General features: G+C 75.0%; 25 protein-coding genes. 11 read left to right on the forward strand and 14 right to left on the reverse strand.

Translation table 11 applies throughout. From position 1 onward, the window contains the following. The first annotated feature begins 16 nt into the window (after positions 1-16). Entirely contained in the window at positions 17-697 is a 681-nt protein-coding gene (locus tag ACZ5DC_RS05430) for a TetR/AcrR family transcriptional regulator (RefSeq protein WP_468649588.1), read from the forward strand. Between the two features lie 32 nt (positions 698-729). Here the strand turns inward: ACZ5DC_RS05430 and ACZ5DC_RS05435 are convergent, their stop codons facing one another. Beyond that, entirely contained in the window at positions 730-1881 is a 1152-nt protein-coding gene (locus ACZ5DC_RS05435) for an FAD-dependent oxidoreductase (RefSeq protein ID WP_468649590.1), read from the reverse strand. Further along, positions 1878-2606: a TetR/AcrR family transcriptional regulator gene (locus ACZ5DC_RS05440; protein ID WP_468649592.1), complete on the reverse strand. Its 729-nt coding sequence runs from the start codon at positions 2604-2606 to the stop codon at positions 1878-1880. The genes ACZ5DC_RS05435 and ACZ5DC_RS05440 overlap by 4 nt, the downstream gene beginning before the upstream one ends. A 138-nt stretch (positions 2607-2744) precedes the next feature. On the opposite strand from ACZ5DC_RS05440, the gene ACZ5DC_RS05445 reads away from it, so the two are divergent. Further along, on the forward strand, positions 2745-3758 hold the full coding sequence (locus tag ACZ5DC_RS05445; protein WP_468649594.1) for a LacI family DNA-binding transcriptional regulator: 1014 nt from the start codon (positions 2745-2747) through the stop codon (positions 3756-3758). 38 nt (positions 3759-3796) lie between these two features. Here the strand turns inward: ACZ5DC_RS05445 and trxA are convergent, their stop codons facing one another. Continuing rightward, positions 3797-4186 carry a thioredoxin gene (gene trxA, locus ACZ5DC_RS05450; RefSeq protein ID WP_468649596.1) on the reverse strand — a complete coding sequence of 130 codons (390 nt, stop codon included), beginning with the start codon at positions 4184-4186 and terminating at the stop codon, positions 3797-3799. A 140-nt stretch (positions 4187-4326) separates the two neighbouring features. On the opposite strand from trxA, the gene ACZ5DC_RS05455 reads away from it, so the two are divergent. Beyond that, the gene (locus tag ACZ5DC_RS05455) at positions 4327-5757 is read left to right on the forward strand and encodes a dihydrolipoyl dehydrogenase family protein (RefSeq protein ID WP_468649598.1); all 1431 of its coding nucleotides are present in this window, start codon (positions 4327-4329) and stop codon (positions 5755-5757) included. Positions 5758-5765: 8 nt separating this feature from the next. Here the strand turns inward: ACZ5DC_RS05455 and ACZ5DC_RS05460 are convergent, their stop codons facing one another. Further along, on the reverse strand, positions 5766-6410 hold the full coding sequence (locus ACZ5DC_RS05460) for a peptide deformylase (RefSeq protein WP_468649600.1): 645 nt from the start codon (positions 6408-6410) through the stop codon (positions 5766-5768). 216 nt (positions 6411-6626) lie between these two features. Here ACZ5DC_RS05460 and ACZ5DC_RS05465 point away from each other — a divergent pair, with 216 nt between their 5' ends. The 3 genes from ACZ5DC_RS05465 to ACZ5DC_RS05475 are packed head-to-tail and all read left to right on the forward strand — an operon-like array spanning position 6627 to position 8179. Next, positions 6627-6779 (forward strand): hypothetical protein, encoded by a 153-nt coding sequence (locus ACZ5DC_RS05465; protein ID WP_468649602.1) that lies wholly within the window; start codon positions 6627-6629, stop codon positions 6777-6779. Positions 6780-6826: 47 nt separating this feature from the next. Further along, positions 6827-7225 (forward strand): BlaI/MecI/CopY family transcriptional regulator, encoded by a 399-nt coding sequence (locus tag ACZ5DC_RS05470; protein WP_468649604.1) that lies wholly within the window; start codon positions 6827-6829, stop codon positions 7223-7225. Positions 7226-7231: 6 nt separating this feature from the next. After that, positions 7232-8179 (forward strand): M56 family metallopeptidase, encoded by a 948-nt coding sequence (locus tag ACZ5DC_RS05475; protein WP_468649606.1) that lies wholly within the window; start codon positions 7232-7234, stop codon positions 8177-8179. A gap of 227 nt (positions 8180-8406) precedes the next feature. Here the strand turns inward: ACZ5DC_RS05475 and ACZ5DC_RS05480 are convergent, their stop codons facing one another. Together ACZ5DC_RS05480 and ACZ5DC_RS05485 are read right to left on the reverse strand one after the other, a co-directional pair. After that, on the reverse strand, positions 8407-9234 hold the full coding sequence (locus tag ACZ5DC_RS05480) for a cytochrome c oxidase assembly protein (protein ID WP_468649608.1): 828 nt from the start codon (positions 9232-9234) through the stop codon (positions 8407-8409). Beyond that, positions 9234-9782, reverse strand: a complete 549-nt coding sequence (locus ACZ5DC_RS05485; protein ID WP_468649610.1) for a DUF2243 domain-containing protein — start codon at positions 9780-9782, stop codon at positions 9234-9236. The genes ACZ5DC_RS05480 and ACZ5DC_RS05485 overlap by 1 nt, the downstream gene beginning before the upstream one ends. A 267-nt stretch (positions 9783-10049) precedes the next feature. On the opposite strand from ACZ5DC_RS05485, the gene ACZ5DC_RS05490 reads away from it, so the two are divergent. Then, positions 10050-10907 carry an MBL fold metallo-hydrolase gene (locus tag ACZ5DC_RS05490; RefSeq protein ID WP_468649612.1) on the forward strand — a complete coding sequence of 286 codons (858 nt, stop codon included), beginning with the start codon at positions 10050-10052 and terminating at the stop codon, positions 10905-10907. A 54-nt stretch (positions 10908-10961) separates the two neighbouring features. Here ACZ5DC_RS05490 and ACZ5DC_RS05495 read toward each other — a convergent pair whose 3' ends face one another. Then, positions 10962-12620 (reverse strand): catalase, encoded by a 1659-nt coding sequence (locus tag ACZ5DC_RS05495; protein ID WP_468649614.1) that lies wholly within the window; start codon positions 12618-12620, stop codon positions 10962-10964. 282 nt (positions 12621-12902) lie between these two features. Between ACZ5DC_RS05495 and ACZ5DC_RS05500 the strand changes: the two genes are divergently transcribed. After that, positions 12903-13601 carry a chaplin gene (locus tag ACZ5DC_RS05500; RefSeq protein ID WP_468649616.1) on the forward strand — a complete coding sequence of 233 codons (699 nt, stop codon included), beginning with the start codon at positions 12903-12905 and terminating at the stop codon, positions 13599-13601. Positions 13602-13839: 238 nt separating this feature from the next. Here ACZ5DC_RS05500 and ACZ5DC_RS05505 read toward each other — a convergent pair whose 3' ends face one another. Further along, positions 13840-15189 carry a hypothetical protein gene (locus ACZ5DC_RS05505; protein WP_468649618.1) on the reverse strand — a complete coding sequence of 450 codons (1350 nt, stop codon included), beginning with the start codon at positions 15187-15189 and terminating at the stop codon, positions 13840-13842. Between the two features lie 112 nt (positions 15190-15301). Here ACZ5DC_RS05505 and ACZ5DC_RS05510 point away from each other — a divergent pair, with 112 nt between their 5' ends. Next, the gene (locus ACZ5DC_RS05510) at positions 15302-16567 is read left to right on the forward strand and encodes a molybdopterin-dependent oxidoreductase (RefSeq protein WP_468649620.1); all 1266 of its coding nucleotides are present in this window, start codon (positions 15302-15304) and stop codon (positions 16565-16567) included. 313 nt (positions 16568-16880) lie between these two features. On the opposite strand, the gene ACZ5DC_RS05515 is transcribed toward ACZ5DC_RS05510, so the two are convergent. Genes ACZ5DC_RS05515 through ACZ5DC_RS05525 form a run of 3 tightly spaced genes read right to left on the reverse strand, consistent with a single transcriptional unit; the run spans position 16881 to position 19020 of the window. After that, positions 16881-17690 (reverse strand): class I SAM-dependent methyltransferase, encoded by an 810-nt coding sequence (locus ACZ5DC_RS05515; RefSeq protein WP_468649622.1) that lies wholly within the window; start codon positions 17688-17690, stop codon positions 16881-16883. Beyond that, entirely contained in the window at positions 17687-18319 is a 633-nt protein-coding gene (locus tag ACZ5DC_RS05520) for a TIGR04282 family arsenosugar biosynthesis glycosyltransferase (protein WP_468649623.1), read from the reverse strand. The genes ACZ5DC_RS05515 and ACZ5DC_RS05520 overlap by 4 nt, the downstream gene beginning before the upstream one ends. After that, a complete protein-coding gene (locus tag ACZ5DC_RS05525) occupies positions 18316-19020 on the reverse strand; it encodes a glycosyltransferase family 2 protein (protein WP_468649625.1) in 705 nt (234 codons plus the stop codon). The genes ACZ5DC_RS05520 and ACZ5DC_RS05525 overlap by 4 nt, the downstream gene beginning before the upstream one ends. Positions 19021-19144: 124 nt before the next feature. Between ACZ5DC_RS05525 and ACZ5DC_RS05530 the strand changes: the two genes are divergently transcribed. Together ACZ5DC_RS05530 and ACZ5DC_RS05535 are read left to right on the forward strand one after the other, a co-directional pair. After that, positions 19145-19927, forward strand: coding sequence for a response regulator transcription factor (locus tag ACZ5DC_RS05530; RefSeq protein ID WP_468649627.1), 783 nt, complete (start codon positions 19145-19147; stop codon positions 19925-19927). 1 nt (position 19928) lies between these two features. Next, positions 19929-21038: a sensor histidine kinase gene (locus ACZ5DC_RS05535; RefSeq protein ID WP_468649629.1), complete on the forward strand. Its 1110-nt coding sequence runs from the start codon at positions 19929-19931 to the stop codon at positions 21036-21038. A gap of 21 nt (positions 21039-21059) precedes the next feature. On the opposite strand, the gene ACZ5DC_RS05540 is transcribed toward ACZ5DC_RS05535, so the two are convergent. The 3 genes from ACZ5DC_RS05540 to ACZ5DC_RS05550 all read right to left on the reverse strand — a co-directional run bounded on the left by ACZ5DC_RS05540 (position 21060) and on the right by ACZ5DC_RS05550 (position 24405). After that, entirely contained in the window at positions 21060-22049 is a 990-nt protein-coding gene (locus ACZ5DC_RS05540) for an NAD-dependent epimerase/dehydratase family protein (protein WP_468649631.1), read from the reverse strand. Positions 22050-22147: 98 nt separating this feature from the next. Continuing rightward, on the reverse strand, positions 22148-23545 hold the full coding sequence (locus tag ACZ5DC_RS05545) for a GH1 family beta-glucosidase (RefSeq protein WP_468649633.1): 1398 nt from the start codon (positions 23543-23545) through the stop codon (positions 22148-22150). Between the two features lie 32 nt (positions 23546-23577). Continuing rightward, positions 23578-24405 carry a carbohydrate ABC transporter permease gene (locus ACZ5DC_RS05550; protein ID WP_356343181.1) on the reverse strand — a complete coding sequence of 276 codons (828 nt, stop codon included), beginning with the start codon at positions 24403-24405 and terminating at the stop codon, positions 23578-23580. Positions 24406-24409: the final 4 nt, after the last annotated feature.

Consider the following 24409-nt stretch of genomic DNA (forward strand, 5'->3'; position numbering starts at 1 on the left):
TCCAGTTTTGTTCCCGATGCTTTACGCTGTCGACATGTCCAGCGCTCTGCCGCCCTTCCCGAAGCCTGAGGAGCCCGTCGACACGCCCTGGTTGCTGGAGGTCGGCCCGGCGTCCGAAGAGCCGTTCCTGCGTGCCGACGCCGCCCGCAACAGGGCCCGGCTGCTGGAGGCCGCCGCACGGCTGATCGCGGAGCACGGGGTGGCCGGGGTCACCATGGAGGCGGTGGCTGCGGCGGCCAACGTGGGCAAGGGCACCGTCTTCCGCCGCTTCGGCGACCGCACCGGGCTGCTGATGGCCCTGCTCGACCACTCGGCCAGGCAGCTCCAGGCCGACTTCCTGAGCGGGCCCCCGCCCCTCGGTCCCGGCTCGCCGCCCCTGGAGCGGCTGCGGGCGTTCGGCGTGGCGGTGCTGTACCGCACGGCGGAGCAGCTGGACCTCCAGCTGGCCGCCCAGCCGGAGCCGACCCGCCGGTTCGCGCACCCGGCCGCCGAGTCGCTGCGCATGCACGTGACGATGCTGCTCCGCCAGATCGTCCCGGACGCCGACTGCGACCTGCTGGCCCACACCCTCCTGGCCTCGCTGGACCCCGCGCTGATCCACCACCTGACCCGACAGTGCGGCATGCCCATGGAACGCCTGGAATCCGGCTGGCTGGACCTGGTCGCCCGGGTGACCGGCACGGAGGCGCGGGGCTAGGGGGCGTCCGGGCCGGGCCGCGGCCCGGACGGTCAGTCGCCCTGGCCGGTGAACATGCGCACCAGGCCCCGCGGCGCGTCCGCGCGGAACAGCAGGGACTGGCTGTGCGCCGAGTCCGCCGCTGAGGTCTCGGCGCGGGGGAACATCCGGGACTCGTAGGCGGCCAGCGCGGCCTCCGTGTCCCCGGGGTGCGCTGCCAGGGCCAGGCCCAGTTCGGCGCCGTCGATCAGGGCCAGGTTGGCGCCCTCGCCCGCGAACGGCGACATCAGGTGGGCCGCGTCGCCGAGCAGGGTCACCCCGGGCACCCGCTCCCAGCGGTGCCCCGGCGGCAGGGCGTGGATGCGGCGGGGCACCAGGGCGCCGTCCGCGTCGGCGACCAGCGCCCGCAGGCTCGCGTCCCAGCCGTCGAACTCCTTCAGCACGGCCGCCTTCGCCGCCTCGGCGTCGGCGAAGTCGATGCCGTCCAGCCAGTCCTCCGGCGCCACCACGGCCACGTACACGTGCAGGCTGCCGTCGGTCTCCCGGTGGGCGAGGAAACCGCGGCCGGGGCCGAGCGCGAAGAGCATGCCGCCCCCGACCACCTCCGCGCTCACCGGGTGCCGCGCATCCGCCTGCCGCAGGTCGGCTTCCACGAACGACACGCCGGTGTACGCGGGCCGGGCCGCGGAGACCAGCGGCCGCACGCGCGACCAGGCCCCGTCGGCGCCGACCAGCACGTCGGTGGTGAACTCGGTGCCGTCCACGAGCGTCACCCGGTGCCGGCCGCCGGCCAGCGGGCGTGCGCCGGTGACCTTGGCGCCCCAGCGGACCGTGCCGGCGGGCAGGGAGCGGAGCAGCAGGTCGCGCAGGTCGCCCCGGTCTATCTCGGGCCGGCCGCCGGAGCCGTCGTCGGGCTCGGCCAGCCGGACCGTGCCGTCCCGGTCGAGGACCCGTACGGCCTGGCCGCCGGAGTGCACCCGGGTCAGGAACTCCTCGTGCAGGCCGGCGGCCCGCAGCGCCTCCTGGCCGGTGTCGTCGTGGATGTCGAGCATGCCGCCCTGGACCCGGGCGTCCGCCGACGCCTCCAGGTCGAACAGCGCGGCCTCGATGCCGTGCACGTGCAGCACCCGGGCGAGCGTGAGCCCGCCGAGGCCCGCGCCGACGACGGCGACGGGGTGGTGGGGGAGGGAACCGGGGGTCGTCATGTGGCCTCCTGGCCGTCGGTCGTCACGTCGGTCGGAACTGCGGTCGTCACGCCGGTCGGTACCGGGGCCGGTACGGCGGTCCGTTCGATGCCGTTGACCAGCGTCTGGAAGGCCCACGACAGGCGGGCCTCGGGCGTGCCGGACAGCAGCGCTCCGGCGCCGGCGGCGATGTGCGGATGGGTGGCGGCGGGCGCCTCGCGCAGGGCTTGGGCCGCCGCCTGCCAGTCGCCCTGGGGCTGCTCCCCGGCGTGCTCGGCGGCGGTCGCCGTGGCGTGCTGGAGCAGCAGGTCCACGCCCCAGGCCGCCTGGGCGAGCGGCACCCCGCCCGCCTGGAGCAGCTCCAGCAGGGTCTCGACCAGGCGCAGGTAGTGCGGGCCGCTCGGCCGGGCGGTCAGCGCCGAGCGGGCCAGGGTGGGGTGCTCCAGGAGCATGTGGGTGTAGGCGGTGAGCACCCCCTCCAGCCGTTCCCGCCAGGTGCCCCCGGCCGGCGCCGGGCCGACCGTGCCGAGCAGTTCGTCCAGGACGGCGGCGTGCAGTTCGTCGGTGTTGCGGACGTACACGTAGAGCGAGGCCGGGCCGGTGTCGAGTTCCTGCGCGAGCCGACGCATCGTCACCTTGCGGAGCCCTTCCGCCCGCAGGATCGCGACGGCGGCGGAGATGATGCCCTCCCGGGTCAGGGCGGGCTTGGCGGGACGCTCCCGGCGGGAGCGGGGGGCAGCGTTCATGCCCGACACACTAACGAACATGTTCGTCGCGAACAAGTTCGGAGCGAACGTGTTCGTCACCAGGCGTGCAGGCGTCCTCTTTGCCAAACGATGAACCACCTTGCCCCGCCCGCCCCAGGCCCCCGCCCCTCTGCCAAGATGCGGTCTGTCATGGTGCAGATCCCGAACACGCCCACGAGTGCCGATGTGGCCCGCCTGGCCGGCGTCTCGCGCGCGACCGTCTCCTACGTCCTCAACAACACCGGCGCCGTACGGATCAGCGAACCGACCCGCCGGCGCGTGCGCGAGGCCGCCCGCGAACTGGGGTACGTCCCCCACGCCGCCGCCCGCAGCCTGCGCGCCGGACGCAGCCGTATGGTCCTCATGCCCGTCCCGGCGATCCCGGTGGGCCCCCTGTACAGCCGGTTCCTGAACGAACTCCAGTGGGCGCTGGGCCGTCTGGACTACACCGTCGTCCAGTACGGCAGCGTCGGTCTGGAGGGGGACGAGGCCGCCCGGGCCTGGGCGGAACTGCGGCCGGTCGCCGTCCTGGTGCCCGGTGCCGGCCTCGGCCCCGAAGGCGTCGCCGTCCTCAAGCGGTCCGGCGCCCGGGCCGTCGTCACCCTCGGTCCCGGCCGTGTGCAGGGAGCGCACGCCCTGCAGATGGACCACGACGCCGTCGGTCACTGCGCGGGCGCCCACCTGTACGCCCGGGGCCGGCGCCGGATCGGTGTGGTGCTGCCTGGGGAACCGGGACTGGAGGCGTACTCACGGCCCCGGCTCGCGGGCGTGCGCGAGGCGCTGCGGGGCACGGACGCCACCGTGACGGAACTGCCGCTCGCCTACACCGAGGAGGCCGCCGCCGCACTGGCCGCACGCTGGTCCGGGTCCGGCCTCGACGCGGTGTTCGCCTACAACGACGAGTACGCGATGCTGCTCATGCGCGCCCTCCAGGACGAGGGCGTGCGCGTCCCCGGGGACGTCGCCGTCATCGGTGCCGACGACCTGATGCTGGGCCGGCTGCTGCGGCCCCGGCTGAGCACGGTCCGCATCGAACTGCCCTCGGGGCAGGACCTCGCCGGACTGGTCGACCGTGCCGTGCGCGACCCGGGCGGCGAGCCCGAGGTGCGCACCGTGCTGGGGGCCTCGGTGATCCGGCGGGAGTCCAGCTGATCCGGACCCGCACCCGGTTCCCCGCGGCCCCGCACGCGTTACTGCTGCTGCCCCTCCTGGGCCTGGCCCTGCTGGGCGGCGATGTCCTTGCGGACCTCGGCCATGTCCAGCTTGCGGGCCTGCCCGATGAGGTCGGCGAGCATGGGCGCGGGCAGGGCGCCCGGCTGGGCGTAGACCGCGACCTGGTCGCGCACGATCATCAGCGTCGGGATCGACTGGATGTCGAAGGCGGCGGCCAGCTCCGGCTGCGCCTCGGTGTCCACCTTGGCGAAGACCAGGTCGGGGTTCTCCTCGGCGGCCTTCTCGTAGACAGGCGCGAACGACCGGCACGGCCCGCACCAGGACGCCCAGAAGTCGATGAGAACGAACTCGTTCTCGGTGACCATCTGGTCGAAGTTCTCCTTGGTCAGCTCCACAGTGCTGCTCATGGCGTGTTTCCCTCTTCCTGGTGTGGGGTGTGCCGACGGCGGAAACACGGCCGCCCGGCCGCCTATTCCACCCGTGCACGCCCCTGTTCCGCGCGCGTACCCGTGTGGCCACGGCGCACACCACCCACCAGACTGACCCCATGACGGAAACGGAATCCATCGCTTACGACGTCGTGGTGATCGGGGGCGGTCCCGTGGGGGAGAACGTCGCCGACCGCACCCGCGCGGCCGGCCTCACCACGGCCCTCGTGGAGAGCGAGCTGCTCGGCGGCGAATGCTCGTACTGGGCCTGCATGCCCAGCAAGGCCCTGCTCAGGCCGGTCATAGCCCAGGCCGACGCCCGCCGCCTGCCCGGCCTCGCCCAGGCCGTCCAGGGCCCGCTCGACGCCCCGGCCGTCCTGGCCCGGCGGAACTACTTCGCCGCCGACTGGAAGGACGACGGCCAGGTCGGCTGGCTGGAGGGCACCGGCACCGTCCTGTACCGCGGCCAGGGCCGGCTGGCCGGTCCCCGCACGGTCACGGTCACCGGCCCCGACGGCACCGTCACCACCCTCACCGCCCGGCACGCCGTCGCCGTGTCCACCGGCACCCGGGCCCAGCTGCCCGACCTGCCCGGACTCGCCGAGGTCAAACCCTGGACCAGCCGTGAGGCCACCAGCGCCCAGGCGGTCCCGGGCCGGCTGATCGTCGTCGGCGGCGGTGTCGTCGCCACCGAGATGGCCACCGCCTGGCAGGCCCTCGGCTCCCGGGTCACCATGCTGGTACGCGGCAAGGGCCTGCTGAACCGCATGGAGCCGTTCGCCGGGGAACTGGTCGCCGAGGCCCTCACCGAGGCGGGCGTCGACGTGCGCACCGGCACCTCGGTGGAGTCCGTCGGCCGGGAGAACGGCACGGTCGTGGCCGTCACCTCCGCCGGTGACCGGATCGAGGGCGACGAGATCCTCTTCGCCACCGGCCGCGTCCCGCACACCGACGACATCGGCCTGGAGACCGTCGGCCTGGAACCCGGCTCCTGGCTGGACGTCGACGACAGCCTGCGGGTGACCGGCACCGACTGGCTGTACGGGGTCGGCGACGTCAACCACCGCGCCCTCCTCACCCACCAGGGCAAGTACCAGGCCCGCGTCGCCGGTGCCGCCATCGCCGCCCGCGCCGCCGGCGGCACGGTCGCGGAGGAACCCTGGGGCGCCCACGCCGCCACCGCCGACCACCACGCCGTACCCCAGGTCGTCTTCACCGACCCGGAGGCCGCCGCGGTCGGGCTCTCCCTCGCCGAGGCGGAACAGGCCGGCCACCGCGTCCGCGCCGTCGACGTGGAGTTCTCCTCCGTCGCGGGCGCCGGCCTGTACGGCGACGGCTACAAGGGCCGCGCCCGGATGGTCGTGGACCTGGAGGACGAGATCCTGCGCGGGGTCACCTTCGTCGGCCCCGGCGTCGGCGAACTCATCCACTCGGCCACCGTCGCGGTCGCCGGACACGTCCCGGTCAGCCGGCTCTGGCACGTCGTCCCGTCGTACCCGACGCTGAGCGAGGTGTGGCTGCGGCTGCTGGAGGCGTACCGGGACAACTGAGCGGCCGGCTACGGCAGTCCGAAGCCCAGGGCCTCGGCCGCCGCCTCCGGCGTCGGCTGGGCCCACAGGGCCAGCGCCGCCTCGGTGGTGGACAGCGAGCGGAGCTCCGCGCGGTCCAGATACAGGGTGCCGTCGAGGTGGTCCGTCTCGTGCTGGACGATCCGGGCCGGCCAGCCGGTGAACTCCTCGTCCAGCGCGCGGCCGTGTTCGTCCGCGCCGCGCAGCCGCACCCCGGCGTGCCGGGCCACCACCGCGACCCACCCCGGCACGCTCAGGCAGCCCTCGAAGAACGCGGCCCTGGCGGTGCCGAGGGGCTCGTACGAGGGGTTGACCAGGACCCGGAACGGCTGCGGCACCCGGCCCCGGGCCACCGCCACCTCCTCGGGCACCTGCGCCGGGTCCTCGATGACCGCGATCCGCAGCGGCACACCGACCTGCGGGGCGGCGAGACCCACACCGGGGGCCGCGCGCATGGTGACGCGCAGGGCCTCGACGAACCGGGCGAGCAGCGCGGGGCCGAGCTGGCCGTCGTACGGCTCGGCGCCGCGCCGCAGCACCGGCTGTCCGGCCGCGACGATGGGCAGGGGGCCGCCGGCGGCGAGGAGTTCCTCGACCCGCTCGGCGAGCGGTGCGTGATCACGGGGAGGTGCCATCGCGTCAGCATGCCACGCCCGCACGCCGTCCCCTGTGGCCCAGGTCACCAACACCCCGGGGAACCCGGCCCTTTCGCGGTCCGGCTTCGCCATTTCGCCCGAGTCCCGGAGAACCCCGCCGATGACCACCGCTCCCGCGGCCGCCCCGGCCGAGGCACCGCCTTCGGCCGGCCGGTCCCGCGCGGCGCCAGGGCGGTCCTGCCGCCGTACCTCCTCGTGCCGGCCCGCGCGGCCGTCGCCGTGCTCGGCTGGTTCGTGCCGCCGCTCGGCGTCCCGCCGGCCCGTCTCCTCGCCGTCGACGTCCTCCTCGGCGAGACCGCGCACCGGCGCGGGCGCCGCGCCTGCGGGAGTGTCAGTGGCGTGAAGTAGCGTGGAACGGCAGGTGAGCGAAGCCGGATGACGCGGAGGAGCCACGGATGACGAGGGAAGACGGCCGGGTCCGGCGGCGCGGTCAGGGAGAGCTGGAGGGACAGGTCCTCGGCGCGCTGCGCGAGGCGGACGGACCGGTCACCGCGGCCTGGGTGCAGCAGCGCCTGGGCGGCGACCTCGCCTACACCACCGTCGTCACCATCCTGACCCGGCTGCTCGCCAAGGACGTCGTCTCCCGCGAACGGCAGGGCCGGTCCTTCCTGTGGACGCCCACCGCAGACGTGGCCCGGCTGGCCGCGCTGCGCATGCGCCGCCTGCTGGACGGCGAACGGGACCGCGAGGCGGTCCTGGCCAGCTTCGTCACCGCCCTGCCGCCCGGGGACGAACAGGTGCTGCGGGCCCTGCTCGACATCCCCGGCCCGGACGCCGGCGGCACGGAGGGCTGACCGCTCATGGGGGTCTTCGTCTTCCTGCCGCTCGTACTGCCGCTGTCCGCGTGGCCGGTCGCCCGCCTCGCCGAGACCCGGCTGCACCCGCGCACCGCCACCCGGCTGCTGACCGCGGTCGCCGTCGTCATGGCCGGGTGCAGCACGCTCTGCCTGGCCCTGCTCATGGTGGTCGGCACCGCCCAACTGCCCGGCAACCCGCTGCCGGACGGCTGGTCCGACCCGGAGGTGCGGGCCGCCGTCCCGCACGACGAGGTGGCCGGCCGGGCCGCCATCCCCGCGCTCGCCGTCGTCGCCGCCGCCTGCGCCCGCACCCTGTGGCGGCACCGCCGCGTCACGCGCCGCGCCCACCGCGCGCTCAGCGGGGTGCCGGGGTCCACGGTCGCGGTCCTCCCCGACGGCACGCCGTACGCGTACGCCCTCTCCGGGGGCCGCGGCCCCAGCCGGAGCCGGGGGCGGATCGTCGTCAGCACGGCGCTGCTGGCCGGGCTGGCGCCCGCCGAGCGGCGCGCCCTGTTCGCCCACGAGCGCGCCCATCTGAGCGCCCGTCACCACCGTCACCTGCTCGCCGCGCACCTCGCGGCCCGCGCCAACCCGTTCCTGAGACCGCTGCGCACCGCCGTCGTCTACACCGCCGAGCGGTGGGCGGACGAGGAGGCGGCCCGCGCGGTCGGCGACCGGCGCACGGTCGCCCGCGCCATCGGCAAGGCGGCCCTGCTGTCCCCGCGCACACCGGTGCCGACCGTGCCCGCGCTCGCGGCGACCGGTCCCGTGCCGCGCCGGGTGGCCGCGCTGCTGGCCCCCGCCCCCACGGTCCGTACCTGGCCGCCGGCGTTCACCTCGGTGGGCCTGGCCGCCTGGGGCGCCGCCGCCGGGGCGCTGGTCTCGGCGATGTCGTCGGCGAACTCCGCCGTCACCCTGTTCCTGATCCTGCACGCCGCGACACCGCTGTGACGAGGCGGCGTCCGCGCGGCTGCGTCCGGACCGCGTGGGCCGGTGCCGGTCGGATCCGGGGAGCCCCGGAGGGGACGGCCGGCTCCGCGTTCGCCCGCTCGGTGAGCGCGGCCGGGTGCCCGCCCCGCTCGGTGAGCGGGGCGGGCACCCGGCCGGTCACCGCCCGGTCCTCCTCGGAGTGGCCCGCGTCGCGGCCCCGGTGGCGCTGGTGAACACGCGGGAGGCGTCTACGGCACGGGATGTGCCGCGTGTCTGGTGACCGGTGCGCGTGCGGGGCGCCAGGTGGCGACCAGGGCCGCCGCCAGCAGCAGCTCGGCGATGTCACCGCCGTAGTACATGATCTCGGCAGCACCCTGCACCTGGGGGACCGGAGCGTCGACGGTCACCCAGAAGCCGCCGTACATCAGTTGCGCGACGCTCGCGTGCACCGCGATGGCGCAGCCCAGGCAGACCAGCCGGGCGCGCACACCGGGGCGGTACGGGGCGGGGTCGGGTCCGGCGACGGCGTGCGCGAACAGACAGCCCGCCAGCAGGAAGTGCGCGTGCAGCAGCCAGTGTCCGGCCGGACGCTCCGTGAGGGTGTCGTAGAGCGGGGTGAAGTACAGCGGCACGAGGCTGCCGGCGGACAGCAGCAGACCGGTCACGGGGTGGGCGAGCAGGCGGGCCGGGCCGCTGTGCAGGAACGCGGTGAGACGGCGGGCGCGGGGCGCCGGCAGGGCGCGCAGCACCAGGGTCATCGGGGCGCCGAGCACCAGGGCGAGCGGCGCGTACATGCCGATGAGCATGTGCTGGGCCATGTGGCCGCGGAAGTCACGGTGGGCGAGGGCGGCGACGGGCGGCAGCAGCGCGGCGGCCAGCAGGAGCAGGCCCGCGCAGAAACCGGCCGTGCGCCAGGGGTTCCAGCCCCTGACGGGGTTCCGGCGGCGGACCCGGCGCGCCAGCAGCAGATAGCCGCCCGCGCACACCAGCAGCGCCAGGACGGGAAGCAGGACCTCCCACGCGCCGCCGCCCTCCGCGTGGTGCATGTGCGGCCGCATGTGCGTGCCGTCGGGCATCAGACGGCGTGTCCGGGCCGTGCGGCGCGGGGCGCGGCCGGATCGAAGGGCCGGGCGCCGCGCCGCAGGAGCAGGCCGCCCGCCAGCAGCAGCGCGCCGAGCACGAGGAAGCCGATGTCCCACCACACCTGGTAGGGGCCGGCGTGGACGTGGTGGATGCCGAGGACGTGATGGTCGAGGACGCCCTCCACGAGGTTGAACAGGCCCCAGCCGGACAGCACCCAGCCCCAGAGCACCCGCGAGGCCCACACCTGGCGCCGGCCGGTGGTCACCCGGGCGTACAGGACGGCGAGGCCGCCGAGGACGGCGAGCCAGCAGACGGTGTGGAAGACCCCGTCCCAGACGGTGTTCATCTCCAGCCCGGAGACGGTGTGGGGGTCGTAGTACTTCACCCCGATGCGGTCGTGGTCGGTGCTGGTCAGCATGTGGTGCCACTGGAGGAGCTGGTGCAGCAGGATGCCGTCGACGAATCCGCCGAGCCCCACCCCCAGCAGCAGGCCGGGCAGCTGGAGGCTGGGCGGCGTGTTCTCGGCTCCGGTCTCGCGCACGGTCGCTCCTCGTCTCGGTCGGTCCCCCGCTCGGCCGCGTACGGTGGCGGCTGCCCTACGAGAGCTACCAGCTCCCCGGCTCCACCGCTGCGGCACGCTCGGCCATCTGTGCGGACGCGGGCGGCACGGGGCCGGAACCGGCCTGCCGGAACACGTCCTCTCATGCCGTCCGCCCGCCAGGGGTACCCGCCCGCCACGGGAGGAACCCGGCACGCCCGCGACGGTGCGGGCGCCTGCGACGGCTCGGACGGAAGGGCGGCAAAACCCATGCCCGCTACCACCGGCACACCCACCGACGACACGGTCGACCTGCACTTCCTCGGCAACGCGACCGTCCTGCTGCGCTACGGGCCGCTGACCCTGCTCACCGACCCGAACTTCCTGCACCTCGGCCAGTACGCCTACCTCGGCAACGGCCTGCTGAGCCGGCGCCTGACCGAGCCCGCCCTGCAACCGGAGGACCTGCCCCGCCTCGACGGGATCGTGCTGTCCCACCTGCACGGGGACCACTGGGACCGCCGGGCCCGGCGCCACCTGGACCCCTCGGTCCCGGTGCTGAGCACCCCGCACGCCGCGCGCCGCCTGAAGGTGCTGCACGGGCGCGAGCGGGTGGCCGGACTGCGCACCTGGCGGGGGCTCACCCTCCGGCAGGGCCCGGTCCAGGCCACGGTCACGGCGCTGCCCGGACGGCACGCCGGACATCCGGTGCTGCGGCGGCTGCTGCCCCCGGTGATGGGCAGCATGATCGAGCTGGGTCCCGCGGGCGGCCCGCCACGGCTCCGGCTGTACGTCTCCGGCGACACCCTGCCCTACGACGGCCTCGACGAGATCACCCGCCGCTTCCCGGCCGCCGACCTGGCCGTCCTGCACCTGGGCGGCACCACGCTGCCCGGCGGTTTCCTGGTCACCATGGACGGCCGGCAGGGTGCGGAACTGGCCCGGCGCCTCGGCCCCCGCGCCGTCCTGCCCGTGCACTACGAGGAGTACACGGTGATGCGCTCGCCCCTGTCCGCCTTCCTGGCCGAAGCCGGCCGGCTCGGCCTCGGCGACCGGATCGTGCACTGCCCGCGCGGGCGCCACGCCCGGCTCGCGACCGAGCCGGGAGCGGCGCCCGTCGTCGGCTGACCGGCGCCCCGGAGTGTCGGGGGCGCGGGCTCAGCGGGTCACCCAGTCACCTCGTCACCTCGTCACCTCGTGGCGCGCGTCCGGGACGCAGTGCGTCATGGTGAGGCCCTCGACGTTCCGCGGCGGGTTCTTGCCGAGGTTCGCCAGCCGCTCCTTGTCCTCCTCGGTGAGGTCCTGGCCGGCCAGCGGCTCCAGGTCGGCGACGTCCTCCGGACGGATGCCGAGGCCCTCGCCGACCCGCAGCCCCAGGTCGTTCTCCACCAGCAGGAAGTGCCAGACCATCCGCTCCTGAATGGAACGGTCGCACCGGGAGAGCTGACCGGCCAGGTTCCGCACCAGGTCGTCGCGCTCCCACTGCTCCATCAGCAGGTAACGCTGGCCCGCCTGGAGGTAGTCGTTGGTACGGGGGATGCGCCTGCGGGTGAGCCGGCCGTGGATCTCCGGGCCCTGCTCGTCGTGCGCCGGGTACTCCGCCTCGCGCAGACCGCCCCGGATCGACGGCTCGTAGTTGACGCTTCGATTCTCCCCGCCGCCGTCGACGTGGTACGTCATCAGCCCGTCGCGCTGGTTGGTGCGCACGTGTGCGTTCTTCGCCTGGTTGACCGGTAGCTGGAGGTAGTTCGGGCCGACCCGGTAGCGCTGGGTGTCGCTGTAGGAGAAGGTCCGGCCGACCAGCATCTTGTCGTCGGAGAAGTCCAGGCCGTCGACGAGCACACCGGTGCCGAAGGAGATCTGCTCGTTCTCCGCGAAGAAGTTCTCCGGCATCCGGTCCAGCACCATCCGGCCCACCGGCTTGGGCGGGAAGTCCTGCTCCGGCCAGGTCTTGGTGTCGTCCAGCGGGTCGAAGTCGAGTTCCGGGTGCTCGTGGTCCTCCATGACCTGCACGAGCAGCTCCCACTCGGGGTACTCACCGCGCTCGACGGCCTCGTACAGGTCCTTGGTGGCGTGGCCGAGGGAGCCGGCCTGGACGTTGGCCGCGTCCTCCTCGGTCATCGAGCGCACGCCCTGCCTGGGCATCCAGTGGTACTTGACGAGTACGGTGTGGCCCTCGGCGTTCACCCACTTGTAGGTGTTGACGCCGAAGCCCTGCATGTGGCGGTAGTCGGCCGGGATGCCGCGCGGGCTGAACAGGTTGACCAGCATGTGCATGGCCTCCGGCGTCTGCGACATGAAGTCGAAGATCCGGTTCGGCTTCTGCTCGAAGTCCACCGGGTCCGGCTTCAGGGCGTGGATGACGTCCGGGAACTTGATGGCGTCCCGGATGAAGAAGACGCCCAGGTTGTTGCCGACCAGGTCCCAGTTGCCGTCCTCGGTGTAGAACTTCACGGCGAAGCCGCGCGGGTCGCGGGCCGCCTCCGAGGAGTCACGGCCGCCGATGACGGTGGAGAAGCGGACGGCGACGCCGGTGCGCTTGCCGCGCTCCTGGAACAGCTTCGCGCGCGTGTAGCGGGCGATCGGCTCGTCGCCCCAGGCGCCGTACGCCTCGAAGAAGCCGTACGCCGTCACGCCGCGCGCGTGCACCACCCGTTCGGGGATGCGTTCGCGGTCGAAGTGGCTGATCTTCTCGAGGAACTGGTAGTTCTCCAGCGTCGCGGGCCCACGGGCGCCGACGGTGCGCTGGTTCTGGTTGTCGTGGACGGGGTGGCCCTGCCGGTTGGTCAGGATGCTCCGGTCGTCCCCGGAGGCGGGACCGGTGCCTGCTACGTCTGTCATGTCGAGGGCTCCTGGAAACGGGAGAGGCGGTAGCGGTACGACAAGCGTCGCCACGATCACCGGCCGAGTACCCGAAGGCGCGCGGTCATGCCCGTGCCGAACCCCCGTACGGCTCTCGGGCGCGAAAGGGGCGCGGACACGCCGACCGGACCGCCGTATAGGGCAAAAGGCTGAAAAACCATAACTTGCATGTTTACAGCGGCGTTTCCTCCGGTGCGGGTGAGTGCCCGCAACCGTGTCTGGAAGGGCTGGGAACCGATGAAACGGGCTACCCGAAACAGTGTGATCGCCATCGCCGCCGCGTCCGGCGCGATGGCAGTGGCGGGACCGGTGTACGCCGACTCCGCCGCGGACGGTTCCGCGGGCGGCTCGCCCGGGCTGATCTCGGGCAACGGCATCCAGTTGCCGGTGCACCTCCCGGTGAACGCCTGCGGGAACACCGTGAACGTGGCGGGGCTGCTCAACCCCGCCATGGGCAACACGTGCGCCAACGAGGGCGGCGGCCACACCGGGGGGAAGGAGCAGCCCGCGGCGCCGAGCGGGGCGACGGCCCACGCCCGCACCCAGGACTCGCCGGGCCTGGTCTCGGGCAACGGCATCCAGTTGCCGGTCGACCTGCCCGTCAACGTCAGCGGCAACAGCGTGAACGTGGTCGGGGTCGGCAACCCCGTCTTCGGCAACACCTCCGTGAACGCCCCGGGCCACCCCGAGGAGCCCGGCCGGACCACCCCGTCCAAGCCGCCCACGCGGGTCACCCCGCCGCCGGTGCGTTCCGAGCCCCCGCGGCCCCAGGAACCGCCCGCCACCCACCCGGCGCCGCGGCCGACCCCGCCCGTCGTACGCCACCAGCCGCCCGGCACCCTGGCGCACACCGGAACGGAGACCACCTGGGCGGCGGCCGCCGCGAGCGTGGCCTCACTGATGGGCGGCACGGTGCTGTACCGCCGCTTCCGCACGACGAGGCCCGGCCCGGAGGCCTGAGCGCGGACGCCGCGGGGCACCCTGGCGGGGCACCCGGCCGACACGGAAGGGCCCGCTGCCGTCAACGGCCGTCCCCGGCCACGCCCGGACCGGTGACGGCCGGGCGGGGCCGGGGCTGTCCGTGCCGTGCGCCGCGCGGTCGGACGGCCGGCGGGTGGTGCTGTCCGGCCCGTGCGCTCGGGCGCTCCGGGGACCGTGGCCCCGGCGCCCGCCACGGCCGACGCCCCCGCGGGCCGGTTCACCAGCCGGTGAGCAGAAGGTGGTTCAGCAGGAGTGCGAGCGCCGCCTGGGCGGTGAGCCAGCCGCGTGGGCGGGTGAGGAGCGCGCACGCCGGGAGCAGCCACATCGCGAAGGGCAGCCAGATGCGTTCCGTCTCCGCCTTGCTCATGCCGGACAGGTCGGCGACCAGCAGGGCGACCAGGGCCCCCGCGACCAGGAGGGCGAGCCGGGACTCGGCGGAGGCGGCCGTGCGGCTGCGGGCCAGGGACAGGCCCGTCCGCCGTATCCCCGCCGCCGTGGCCAGACCGGTGATCAGCACCGTGCAGGCCAGGTTGGCCCACACCCAGTAGCCGTAGGGGCGGATGCCGCCGACGCCCTGGTAGTAGCGCGTCACCAGCAGCCGGTACCCCTCCCACCAGTCGAACCCGGCCAGCGTGAACACCGTCGGGACGACCGCCGCCCCGGCCAGGAAGAGGACCGCCAGGAGCGGTCGCGGCCGGCGCCGTCCCGCCACCAGCACCGCCGCCCCGATCAGCGCGAAGAGCGTCAGGCCGTACGAGAGGTAGCAGGTCAGGCCGTACAGCAGCCCGCTGCCCGCCGCCCAGGCCACGGACCGCCCGGTGACCGCCAGGGCCAGCAGGGCCACCGACCAGGCGGCGACCGCGGCGAAGTAGCCGTCGGCCGAGACCCCCACCCACACGGCGGCCGGGGCCAGGGCGAGGAACGGCGCCGCCCGCCGGGCCAGGCGCTCGTCGGCCAGTGCCCGCACCGCCACCAGTACCGCCACGCAGGCGGTCGCGCCGACGGTGACGCACCAGGCACCGGCCCAGCCGCCGCCGCGCAGCCCGGCCCGGTCCAGCAGGACGAAGGTGACGGTGGCCGCCGGGGGGTGCCCGGCGACGTGCGCGGGCCAGGGGCCGGGGGAGCCGCTGACGATGTGGTGGGTGAAGTCGCGCAGCGCGGCCGGGAGGTCGTGGAAGCGGCCGATCACCGTCAGGTACTCGTTGCGGGTGGTGAGCCGCCCGGCCACGCCCCGCCGCCAGCCGTCGACCAGCGCCAGCGACCACGTCCAGGCCAGCGCCGTGGCCCAGGCCGCGAGGAGCAGCCCCCGCCACGGCAGCCGTGCGGCGACGGCGGGCCCGTACGCCACCACGGCGGCCGCCACCAGGACGGCGGCCGGGGTGCCCGGGCCCACGTGCGGGTCCCATTCGGCCAGCAGCGGCGGCCAGTGCACGAACAGGGTGCGCCGGGTGTCCTGGATGTGCCGGCCGACCAGCACGGCGACGAGGACGAGCAGGGCGGCGGCCGACGCGGCGCGGAGATCGGCGCGCGGGCCGGCGCACCGGTCACGCGGGGGAGGCTGGGTCACACCGGAACGCTAGGGCGGCGACCGGGCGAACGAGGGGACCGGCGGCCCGACGTCAGCGTTTCGTCATGGGCCGCACCCCCGGTCCGGGGTGTTTCCGGCCTACCGTCGGAACATGCGAGACGACGACCCGCGGCTCCCCTCCTCGCCCGGATTCTGGCGCAGCCCGCTGCGCGGTCCGTGGTTCACCTCGGTGCTCGGCGTCGTGCTGCTGGTGGGCATCACGGTGCTGTTCGTGACGGGCCTGGTGTCCTACGCCGCCTACAACCCGGACCTCGCACGGGTGAACGACCAGACGCCGGACAAGGGGATCCTGGGCTTCTACCTCTTCGCCTGGCCGACGGACCCGTACTGGCTGTACCGGCTCACCCAGGGTCTGCACGTGACCCTCGGGATCACCCTGATCCCGGTGCTGCTGGCCAAGCTCTGGTCGGTCGTGCCGAGGCTGTTCGCCCTGCCCCCGGCCCGCTCGCTCGCGCACGCCCTGGAGCGGATCTCCCTGCTCCTCCTCGTCGGCGGCGGGCTGTTCGAGTTCACCACCGGCGTCCTGAACGTCCAGCTCGACTACGTCTTCCCCGGCTCCTTCTACCCGCTGCACTTCTACGGCGCCTGGGTGTTCTTCGCCGCGTTCGCGGCGCACGCGGCGCTGAAGCTGCCGACCGCCGTACGGAGCCTGCGCCGACGGCGCGCGGAGCGCGGGGAGCCGGTGTCCCGCGCGCCGGAGCCGGGGGCGCTGGTGTCCCCCCGCCCGCTGCCGCCGACGGTGTCCCGGCGCGGGGCGCTGTGGTTCGTCGGGGGTGCCTCGCTGCTGCTCCTCGTCACCACCGCCGGCCAGAGCATCGGGGGCGTGCTGCGGCGCACCGCCCTCCTCGCCCCGCACGGCGGAGCCGATCCCGGCGGCGGGCCGAACGGCTTCCAGATCAACAAGACGGCCGCGTACGCCGGGATCGACGCGGCGGAGACCGGCGAGGAGGCATGGCGGCTCGTCGTCACGGGGCGCACCGGAACGGTCCGCCTCAGCCGCGCCCAGCTGCTGCGCATGCCGCTGCACAGCTCGGCGCTGCCCATCGCCTGCGTCGAGGGCTGGTCGACGGACGACCAGTGGTGGCGTGGCGTGCGGCTGCGCGACCTCGCGGCGCTGGTCGGGTACGACGGCGACCCGCCGGACCTGTTCGTGGAGTCGCTCCAGCGGCGCGGGGCCTTCCGCCGGGCCGCCCTGCGCGCCAACCAGGTGGCCGACCCGCGCTCCCTGCTCGCCCTGTACGTCAACGGCGAGGAGCTGTCCCCCGACCACGGCCGTCCGGCGCGGATCATCGTGCCCGCGGCGCCCGGGGTGCTGAACACCAAGTGGGTGGCCCGGCTGACCTTCGGAGAGCTGTGATGCGCCCGCGCCCGACCCTCGGCAGCCCCTTGCAGATCCTGCTGCTGGCCTGCTCGTTCGCGCTCGCCGGCTATGCCGGCGTACGGCTGTTCGCGGGCGACTGGCAGGCCGTCGCCGTATGGCTGGTCGGCGCGGCCCTGCTGCACGATCTCGTGCTGCTGCCGCTGTACGCGGTCGCGGACCGGGCGGTCGTCCGCGCCCTCGGCGCCACCGGGCGGCGGGAGGGGACCATGTACGTCCGGGTCCCGGCCGCGCTGTCCGGACTGCTGCTGCTCGTGTGGTTCCCGCTGATCACCGGCATGGTGGACCGGCCCTACCGGTCCGCCACCGGCCTGTCGGCCGACGGGTTCCTCGCCCGCTGGCTGCTGATCAGCGCGGTGCTGTTCGCCGGTTCGGCGCTGCTGCTCGCGCTGCGGGGACCGCGGCTGCGCAGGGCGGCGAAACGGCGCGGGCCGGAAGTCCACTGACCGACGGTCCGCCAGCCCGCCCGGCCCGCGTACCGCAGCAGGGCCGGCGTACCGAGCCGCGCCCACGGAAAGGCACCGTCGCCGCGGGCCCCCACGCCGCGGCCGTCCGTCTCCGGGCCGATGGCGCCCGTCTCCGCGCCGGTGCCGTCGACGAGGCGTACCTCGGACCGTTCGTCGACGTCCACCGCGGCCGTCTCGGCGATCAGCAGGCCGCCGGGCCGCAGCAGCCGGGCCACCCGGTCCAGCAGGGCGCGCGGGTCGCCCCCGATGCCGACGTTGCCGTCCATGAGCAGCACGGTGCCCCAGCGCCCCTCGCCGGGCAGCGGCTCGAACACCGAGCGCCGCAGCGCCTGGCCGCCGAGCCGCACGGTGTGGTGGACGGCGGCCTCGCTGACGTCGATGCCGAGGACGGTACGGCCCCGGGCGGCGAGCTCCGCCACCAGCCGCCCCGGTCCGCAGCCGATGTCGAGCACGGCGCCCTCGCACCGGTCCAGCACCGCCCGGTCGACCGGGTCCGCCCGCGCGCACCAGCGTTCGACCTCCAGCGGCAGCAGCCAGCCGTCGGTCCGGCGCAGGAACAGCGGGCCGCGCCCGGTGCGCAGGGCGGCGGCGTAGGGACCGGCCCCGCCCCAGGGGACGGCCGGCGGGGTGCTCATCGCCCGGCCCCGGGCCCGGCGGTGTGCGCGGTGCACCGGGCCAGCCGGGCGGCGAACCGGCCGTGCGGCGCCCGGGCGGCGACCGCCACCGCGTCGGCGGCCGTGTCCACGTCCCGCAGCCGGGGCAGTGCGCGCACCCGCAGCCCCGCGGCCACCAGCCGCCGCCGCTGGACGGCACCCGTCCACGGCGTCGACATGGGCACGCCCCGCAGCAGGGCCGGGTCGGGCTCGGCCAGTCCCAGCGCCCAGAAGCCGCCGTCCTCCGCGGGACCGAAGCACGCGTCGTACCCCGCGAAATCCACGGTGAGCAGCTCCGGAGTCACCTGCGGGGTGTCCATGCCGATGAGCAGGGCGGGACCGGCGCACCGCGCGAACGCGTCGGCCAGCCGCAGGTCGAGCCCGCCCGCGCACTGCGGTACGACGTCGAAGCCGGGCGGCAGCCAGGGGCCGGGGCTCCCGTCCAGCACCAGGACGCGCCGGGTCGCGGGGGCCGCCGCGACGGCCCGCAGGGTGTCGGCGAGCGCGGCCTCGGCGAGCGCCGCCGCCTCCGCCGGGCTGAACGGCGGGGTGAGCCGCGTCTTGACGCGCCCCGGCAGCGGTTCCTTGGCGATCACGAGCAGCGTGGTCACGGTGCGGTCCTCCCGCCGGCCGGCGGCTCGGCCAGGACGCGGCTCATGTCCCGCACCGCCTGCCAGGTGCCGCGCCAGGTGCCCGTGACCTTGGAGGCGCCGACGCGCGGCAGGTACGGCACGTCGTGCTCGGCGATCCGCCAGCCCGCGTCGGCCGCGCGCACCACCATCTGGAGCGGATAGCCGCTGCGCCGGTCGCTCAGGCCGAGCGCGAGCAGCGGCTCCCGGCGGGCGGCGCGCAGCGGGCCGAGGTCGTGCAGCCGCAGCCCGGTGCGGCGGCGCAGCAGCCGCGCGAGCGCGAAGTTGCCGGCCCGGGCGTGCGCGGGCCAGGCGCGCGGGGTCCGCGCCCGCCGCCGGCCCAGGACCAGGTCGGCCCGGCCGTCGAGGACGTCCCGGACGAAGGGCACGAGATGCCCGGGGTCGAAGGAGGCGTCGCAGTCGCAGAAGCAGACGACGTCGGCGGTGGCGGCGGTCAGCCCGGCGTGGCAGGCGGCGCCGAAACCGCGCCGCGACTCGTGCACGACGGTCGCGCCGAGGGCGCGCGCGATGTCCGCCGAGCCGTCGGTGGAGCCGTTGTCGACCACGAGGGCGCGCCAGCCCGCCGGGATCCTCGCGAGCACCCAGGGCAGGGCCTCCGCCTCGTCCAGGCAGGGCAGCACCACGTCCACGCTCGCCGCCGGTGAGGGTGATGAGGGGGTCACGCCGTTCACCCTACGAATGCGAACCGGGCATATCGGGCCGACGCTGCTTACGAAACGCGGACGTCCGGGCCGGGACCGGGCCAGGGGCGCGACGCCCGCCGCGGCCCGGTGCCAGGCTGGAGGCATGCAGCAGCCGCACCTGCCCGCCGGGCGCCCGGCCATGGACGGGACCGCACCCGGCCCCGCCGCACCGGACCCCGTGTCCGTCCCCGGCACCGCCCGGATCCTGGTCGTGGACGACGACGCGACCGTCGCCGAGATCGTCGCCGGATACCTCGGCCGCGCCGGCTACGTGGTCGACCGCGCCGCCGACGGCCCGGCCGCCCTCACCCGTGCCGCCGCGCACTGGCCGGACCTGGTGGTGCTGGACCTGATGCTGCCCGGCATGGACGGACTGGAGGTGTGCCGGCGGCTGCGCGCACGGGCCCCCGTCCCCGTCGTCATGCTCACCGCCCGCGGTGACGAGGACGACCGCGTCACGGGCCTGGAGGTCGGCGCCGACGACTACGTGACCAAGCCGTTCAGCCCCCGCGAACTGGTCCTCAGGGTCCGGTCGGTGCTCCGCCGCGCGCTGCCCGGCACGGGCGCAGGTCCGCTGGCCGCGGCCGGTGTCACCGTCGACCCGGCCGCCCGCCGCGCCACCCGGAACGGCAGCGAACTCGCGCTCACCCTGCGGGAGTTCGACCTCCTCGCCTTCTTCCTGCGGCACCCCGGCAGGGCCTACAGCCGGGAGGACCTGATGCGCGAGGTGTGGGGCTGGGACTTCGGCGACCTGTCCACGGTGACCGTCCACATCCGCCGGCTGCGCGGCAAGGTCGAGGACGACCCCGCCCGGCCGCGCCTGATCCAGACCGTGTGGGGCGTCGGCTACCGCTTCGAGCCGGGCGGCGCGGAAGGAGAGGGCTGACGTGCGCGACACCGTCCTCATCGCCCTGCTCGCCTTCGGCGGGGCCGCCGTCACGGGCCTGGCCGGGGCCGCCGCGCTGCGCATGCTGCGGCGCCGCTCGCTGACCGTGTCCCTCGCCGTGATCGCGGCGGTCGGCGTGGGCGGCGTGCTGGCCGGCACCCTCGCCGTCGCCCGGGCGATGTTCCTGTCCCCCCACGACCTGAGCGTGGTCACGATGGTCGTCGCCATGGCGGCGGTGGTCTCCCTGGCGACCGCGCTGGTACTGGGCCGCTGGGTCGTCGCCCGCAGCCATGAACTCGCCATGGCGGCACGCTCGTTCGGCGAGGCCGGCGACTTCGCCGCCCCCGAGGGCCCGGCCACCGCCGAACTGGCCGGACTGAGCCGCGAACTGGCGGCCACCAGCGCGAGACTCGCCGAGTCCCGGGAACGGGAGCGCCTGCTGGAGACCTCGCGCCGGGAACTCGTCGCCTGGATCTCCCACGACCTGCGCACCCCGCTCGCCGGTCTGCGCGCCATGTCGGAGGCCCTGGAGGACGGCGTCGCCGACGACCCCGGCCGCTATCTGAAGCAGATCCGCACCGAGGTCGAACGCCTCAACGACATGGTCGGCGACCTCTTCGAACTCTCCCGCATCCACGCCGGCACGCTCCCGCTGAGCCCGGCCCGGATCTCGCTGCACGACCTCGTCGGCGACGCCCTCGCGGGAGCCGACCCGCTCGCCCGCGCCCACGGCGTACGGCTGGTCGGCGACCGGGTGGAGCCGGTCCCGGTCGAGGTCGACGCCAAGGAGATGAGCCGCGTCCTGGGCAACCTGCTGGTCAACGCCATCCGCCGGACGCCCGCCGACGGCACCGTCGCCGTCGCAGCCGGGCGCTCGCCCGACGGTGTGGTGCTCTCCGTGACGGACGGCTGCGGCGGCATCCCGGAGGAGGATCTGCCCCGTGTGTTCGACACCGGCTGGCGCGGCACCCACGCCCGCACCCCGCCGGCCGGCGCGGGTCTGGGCCTCGCCATCGTGCGCGGCATCGTGGAGGCCCACCGGGGCCGGGCCACCGTACGGAACATCCCCGGCGGCTGCCGCTTCGAGGTCACGCTCCCGGCGGCCCCCTGAAGAGGGCCCCCTTCGGGCCCGTCACCGCGAGGCCGCGAACTCGCGCATGCCCTCCTCGAAGCCGACCTGCGGCTTCCAGCCCAGTTCGGCCCGCAGCCGGGAGGAGTCGGCGGTGATGTGCCGTACGTCGCCCAGCCGGTACTCGCCGGTGACGACCGGTGCGGGACCGCCGTGGGCGCCGGCCAGCGCGCGGGCCATCTCCCCGACGGTGTGCGGCTCGCCGCTGCCGGTGTTGTACGCGGTCAGCGCACCCGGCGCGGACCCCGCCTCCAGCGCCACCACGTTGGCCGCGGCCACGTCCCGCACATGCACGAAGTCCCGGCGCTGCCGCCCGTCCTCGAAGACGCGGGGCGCCTCGCCCCGGGCGAGCGCGGACCGGAAGAAGGAGGCGACGCCGGCGTACGGGGTGTCGCGGGGCATCCGGGGTCCGTACACGTTGTGGTAGCGCAGCGACACGGCCCAGCCGCCGGTCGACCGGGCCCAGGCGGCGGCCAGGTGCTCCTGCGCCAGCTTGGTCGTGGCGTACACGTTGCGCGGGTCGGCCGGCGCGTCCTCACCGACCAGCCCGGGCGTCAGCTCCGCGCCGCACACCGGGCAGCGCGGCTCGAACCGGCCCGCGTCCAGATCGGCGACGGCCCGCGGGCCCGGCCGTACGACCCCGTCGCGCGGGCACACGTACCGTCCCTCGCCGTACACGACCATCGACCCGGCCAGCACCAGGCGCCGTACCCCGGCCCCGGCCATGGCCGCGAGGAGTACGGCGGTGCCCAGGTCGTTGCGGGAGACGTACTCCGCGGCGTCCGCGAACCCCGTTCCGAGCCCGACCATCGCGGCCTGGTGGCAGACGGCGTCCACACCGGCCACGGCCCGCGCGACCGCCACCGGATCACGCACGTCGGCGGCCGGGTCCGTGCGCACGTCGAACACGACCGCCTCGTGCCCGCGCGCCGCGAGCGCCGCGCACACATGTGACCCGATGAACCCGGCGCCGCCGGTGACCAGTACCCGCATGCCCTCACGCTAGGCCCGCGCCCGCACCGGGCCGGGAGGCCGCGCCCGCACGTCACGACTCCGTAAGACGGGCGCGGCGCATCCGCCGGGAACCCGCGTCAGCCCCGCTGCGCGGCGATCATCGCCTTGTACCAGTGGTAGCTGTCCTTCGGCGTGCGTCGCTGGGTGTCGTAGTCGACCCGGACGATCCCGAAGCGCTTGTCGTAGCCGAGGGCCCACTCGAAGTTGTCCAGCAGCGACCAGACGTAGTAACCCCGGACGTCGACGCCGGCGTCCATCGCGGCGCGCAGCGCGGTGAGGTGGTCGCGCAGGTAGGCCACCCGGTCGGTGTCGTGCACCGCGCCGTCCGCGGAGAGCGTGTCGTCCTCCGCCGAGCCGTTCTCCGTGATGTGGACCGGCGGCAGCGCGTCCCCGTACCGCTCCTTGAGCTGGACCAGCAGGTCGGTGAAGGAGCCGGGGTCCACCGGCCAGCCCATCGCCGTGTGCCGCACGTCCGGCAGCCCGGCCTCCGTGTAGCGGTTGTCCGTGGCCACCCGCCGGGCCGGGTCGGCCTCGCGGTGCGGGGCGTCGGCGACCACGATGGGCCGGTAGTAGTTGACGCCGAGGAAGTCCAGCGGGCGCGAGATCAGTTCCAGGTCGCCGTCCCGCCGGAAGTCGGCCCCGGTGATCAGCTCGCCCCAGGTCTCCTCCTCGGTGGCCGGGTAGCGGCCCGCGAGGATCGGCTCGGTCCACACCAGGTTGTGCTGGGTGTCGGCGCGGACCACGGCCGCGCGGTCGGCGGGGGAGTCGCCGGCCGGCAGGCTGCGGTCGAGGTTGAGGGTGATGCCGACCTCGCGCACCCCGGCCGCCCGCAGCGCCCCGACCGCCAGGCCGTGGCCGACCAGCAGGTGGTGGGCGGCGGCCAGCGCGCCCCGGCCCTCCCGGGCGCCGGGCGCGTGCCGGCCCACGGAGTAGCCGAGGAAGGCGCTGCACCACGGCTCGTTGAGCGTGATCCAGCGCGGCACCCGGTCGCCCAGGTGCCCGGCCACGACGGCCGTGTACTCGGCGAACCGCTCCGCCGTCTCCCGCACCCGCCAGCCGCCCCGGTCCTCGAGGGCCTGCGGCAGGTCCCAGTGGTAGAGGGTGGCGGCCGGTTCGATGCCGGCGGCGAGCAGCTCGTCGACGAGCCGGGAGTAGAAGTCCAGCCCCTTCGGGTTCACCGGGCCGGTGCCGTCGGGCACGATCCGCGGCCAGGCGACGGAGAAGCGGTACGAGTCCACACCCAGGTCGCGCAGCAGCGCCACGTCCTCCCGGTAGCGGTGGTAGTGGTCGCAGGCCACGTCTCCGGTGTCGCCGTTGGCCGTCCGGCCCGGCGTGTGGCTGTAGGTGTCCCAGATCGACGGCCCGCGGCCGTCCTCCCGGGCCGCGCCCTCGATCTGGTACGAGGCGGTCGCGGCGCCGAAGACGAAGCCGGGCGGGAACCCGGGGAAGCCGGTGGCGTCGGGGGAGTCAGTCATGGAGGCCGTTTCCAGGGGTGCGCAGGGACGGGTCACTTGACGGAGCCGCCGGTGATGCCGGCGGCGATGTACTTCTGGGCGAGCACGAGCAGGATCGCCGCCGGCACCGCGGACAGCACGGAGGCGGCCATCACCGAGCCCCAGTCGCCGACGTGGGCCCCGATGTACTGGTAGATGCCCAGCGTGACCGGCTTGACGTCGTCGGTCGTGTTCAGCGTGAGCGCGAACATGAAGTCGCTCCACGAGAAGAGGAAGGCGAACAGCCCCGACGTGATCAGCGAGTTGCGGCTCATCGGCAGGACGACCCGCAGGAACGTCCGCACCGGCCCGGCACCGTCCATCTGCGCGGCCTCGATCACCTCGCCCGGGATCGACACCATGAAGGACCGCATCAGCACGATCGAGAACGGGATGCCGAGCGAGGCGTCCGCCAGCATCAGGCCGAAGTAGGAGTTGACCAGGCCGAGGTCGACGTACGAGTTGTAGAGCGCGTTGGCGATGACGATGCCCGGCACCATCTGGGTGATCAGCGTGCCGAAGACGATCGTCCGGGAGCCGCGCAGGCCGAACCGGGCCAGCCCGTAGGCCGCCGGGGCGGAGACCGCGAGGCAGATGACGACCGCACCGAGCGAGACGACCAGCGAGGTCAGCAGGTGACCGCCCTGGTCGTCCAGGGCCTTGGAGAAGCCGGACAGGTCCAGGCTGCCGGGCACCGGGTCGACCTGGAGCAGACCCGAGGCGGGCTGCAGGGCGGTGTTGAGCATCCAGTACAGCGGGAACAGCATCACGCACAGGATGAGCACACCGGCGATGGTGGAACCCCAGCGGCGCCCGGATGTCGTGGGCGTGCGAGCGGCCATGGAC

This window comes from Streptomyces sp. NPDC031445 (assembly GCF_055581365.1).

Excerpts from the sequence above, each read along its gene's own strand:
- ACZ5DC_RS05430 (WP_468649588.1), top strand. The coding sequence starts at position 17 with ATGCTTTACGCTGTCGACATGTCCAGCGCTCTGCCGCCCTTCCCGAAG.
- ACZ5DC_RS05435 (WP_468649590.1), bottom strand. The coding sequence starts at position 1,881 with ATGACGACCCCCGGTTCCCTCCCCCACCACCCCGTCGCCGTCGTCGGC.
- ACZ5DC_RS05440 (WP_468649592.1), bottom strand. The coding sequence starts at position 2,606 with ATGAACGCTGCCCCCCGCTCCCGCCGGGAGCGTCCCGCCAAGCCCGCC.
- ACZ5DC_RS05445 (WP_468649594.1), top strand. The coding sequence starts at position 2,745 with ATGCGGTCTGTCATGGTGCAGATCCCGAACACGCCCACGAGTGCCGAT.
- trxA (WP_468649596.1), bottom strand. The coding sequence starts at position 4,186 with ATGAGCAGCACTGTGGAGCTGACCAAGGAGAACTTCGACCAGATGGTC.
- ACZ5DC_RS05455 (WP_468649598.1), top strand. The coding sequence starts at position 4,327 with ATGACGGAAACGGAATCCATCGCTTACGACGTCGTGGTGATCGGGGGC.
- ACZ5DC_RS05460 (WP_468649600.1), bottom strand. The coding sequence starts at position 6,410 with ATGGCACCTCCCCGTGATCACGCACCGCTCGCCGAGCGGGTCGAGGAA.
- ACZ5DC_RS05470 (WP_468649604.1), top strand. The coding sequence starts at position 6,827 with ATGACGAGGGAAGACGGCCGGGTCCGGCGGCGCGGTCAGGGAGAGCTG.
- ACZ5DC_RS05475 (WP_468649606.1), top strand. The coding sequence starts at position 7,232 with ATGGGGGTCTTCGTCTTCCTGCCGCTCGTACTGCCGCTGTCCGCGTGG.
- ACZ5DC_RS05480 (WP_468649608.1), bottom strand. The coding sequence starts at position 9,234 with ATGCCCGACGGCACGCACATGCGGCCGCACATGCACCACGCGGAGGGC.
- ACZ5DC_RS05490 (WP_468649612.1), top strand. The coding sequence starts at position 10,050 with ATGCCCGCTACCACCGGCACACCCACCGACGACACGGTCGACCTGCAC.
- ACZ5DC_RS05495 (WP_468649614.1), bottom strand. The coding sequence starts at position 12,620 with ATGACAGACGTAGCAGGCACCGGTCCCGCCTCCGGGGACGACCGGAGC.
- ACZ5DC_RS05510 (WP_468649620.1), top strand. The coding sequence starts at position 15,302 with ATGCGAGACGACGACCCGCGGCTCCCCTCCTCGCCCGGATTCTGGCGC.
- ACZ5DC_RS05515 (WP_468649622.1), bottom strand. The coding sequence starts at position 17,690 with ATGAGCACCCCGCCGGCCGTCCCCTGGGGCGGGGCCGGTCCCTACGCC.
- ACZ5DC_RS05530 (WP_468649627.1), top strand. The coding sequence starts at position 19,145 with ATGCAGCAGCCGCACCTGCCCGCCGGGCGCCCGGCCATGGACGGGACC.
- ACZ5DC_RS05540 (WP_468649631.1), bottom strand. The coding sequence starts at position 22,049 with ATGCGGGTACTGGTCACCGGCGGCGCCGGGTTCATCGGGTCACATGTG.
- ACZ5DC_RS05545 (WP_468649633.1), bottom strand. The coding sequence starts at position 23,545 with ATGACTGACTCCCCCGACGCCACCGGCTTCCCCGGGTTCCCGCCCGGC.
- ACZ5DC_RS05550 (WP_356343181.1), bottom strand. The coding sequence starts at position 24,405 with ATGGCCGCTCGCACGCCCACGACATCCGGGCGCCGCTGGGGTTCCACC.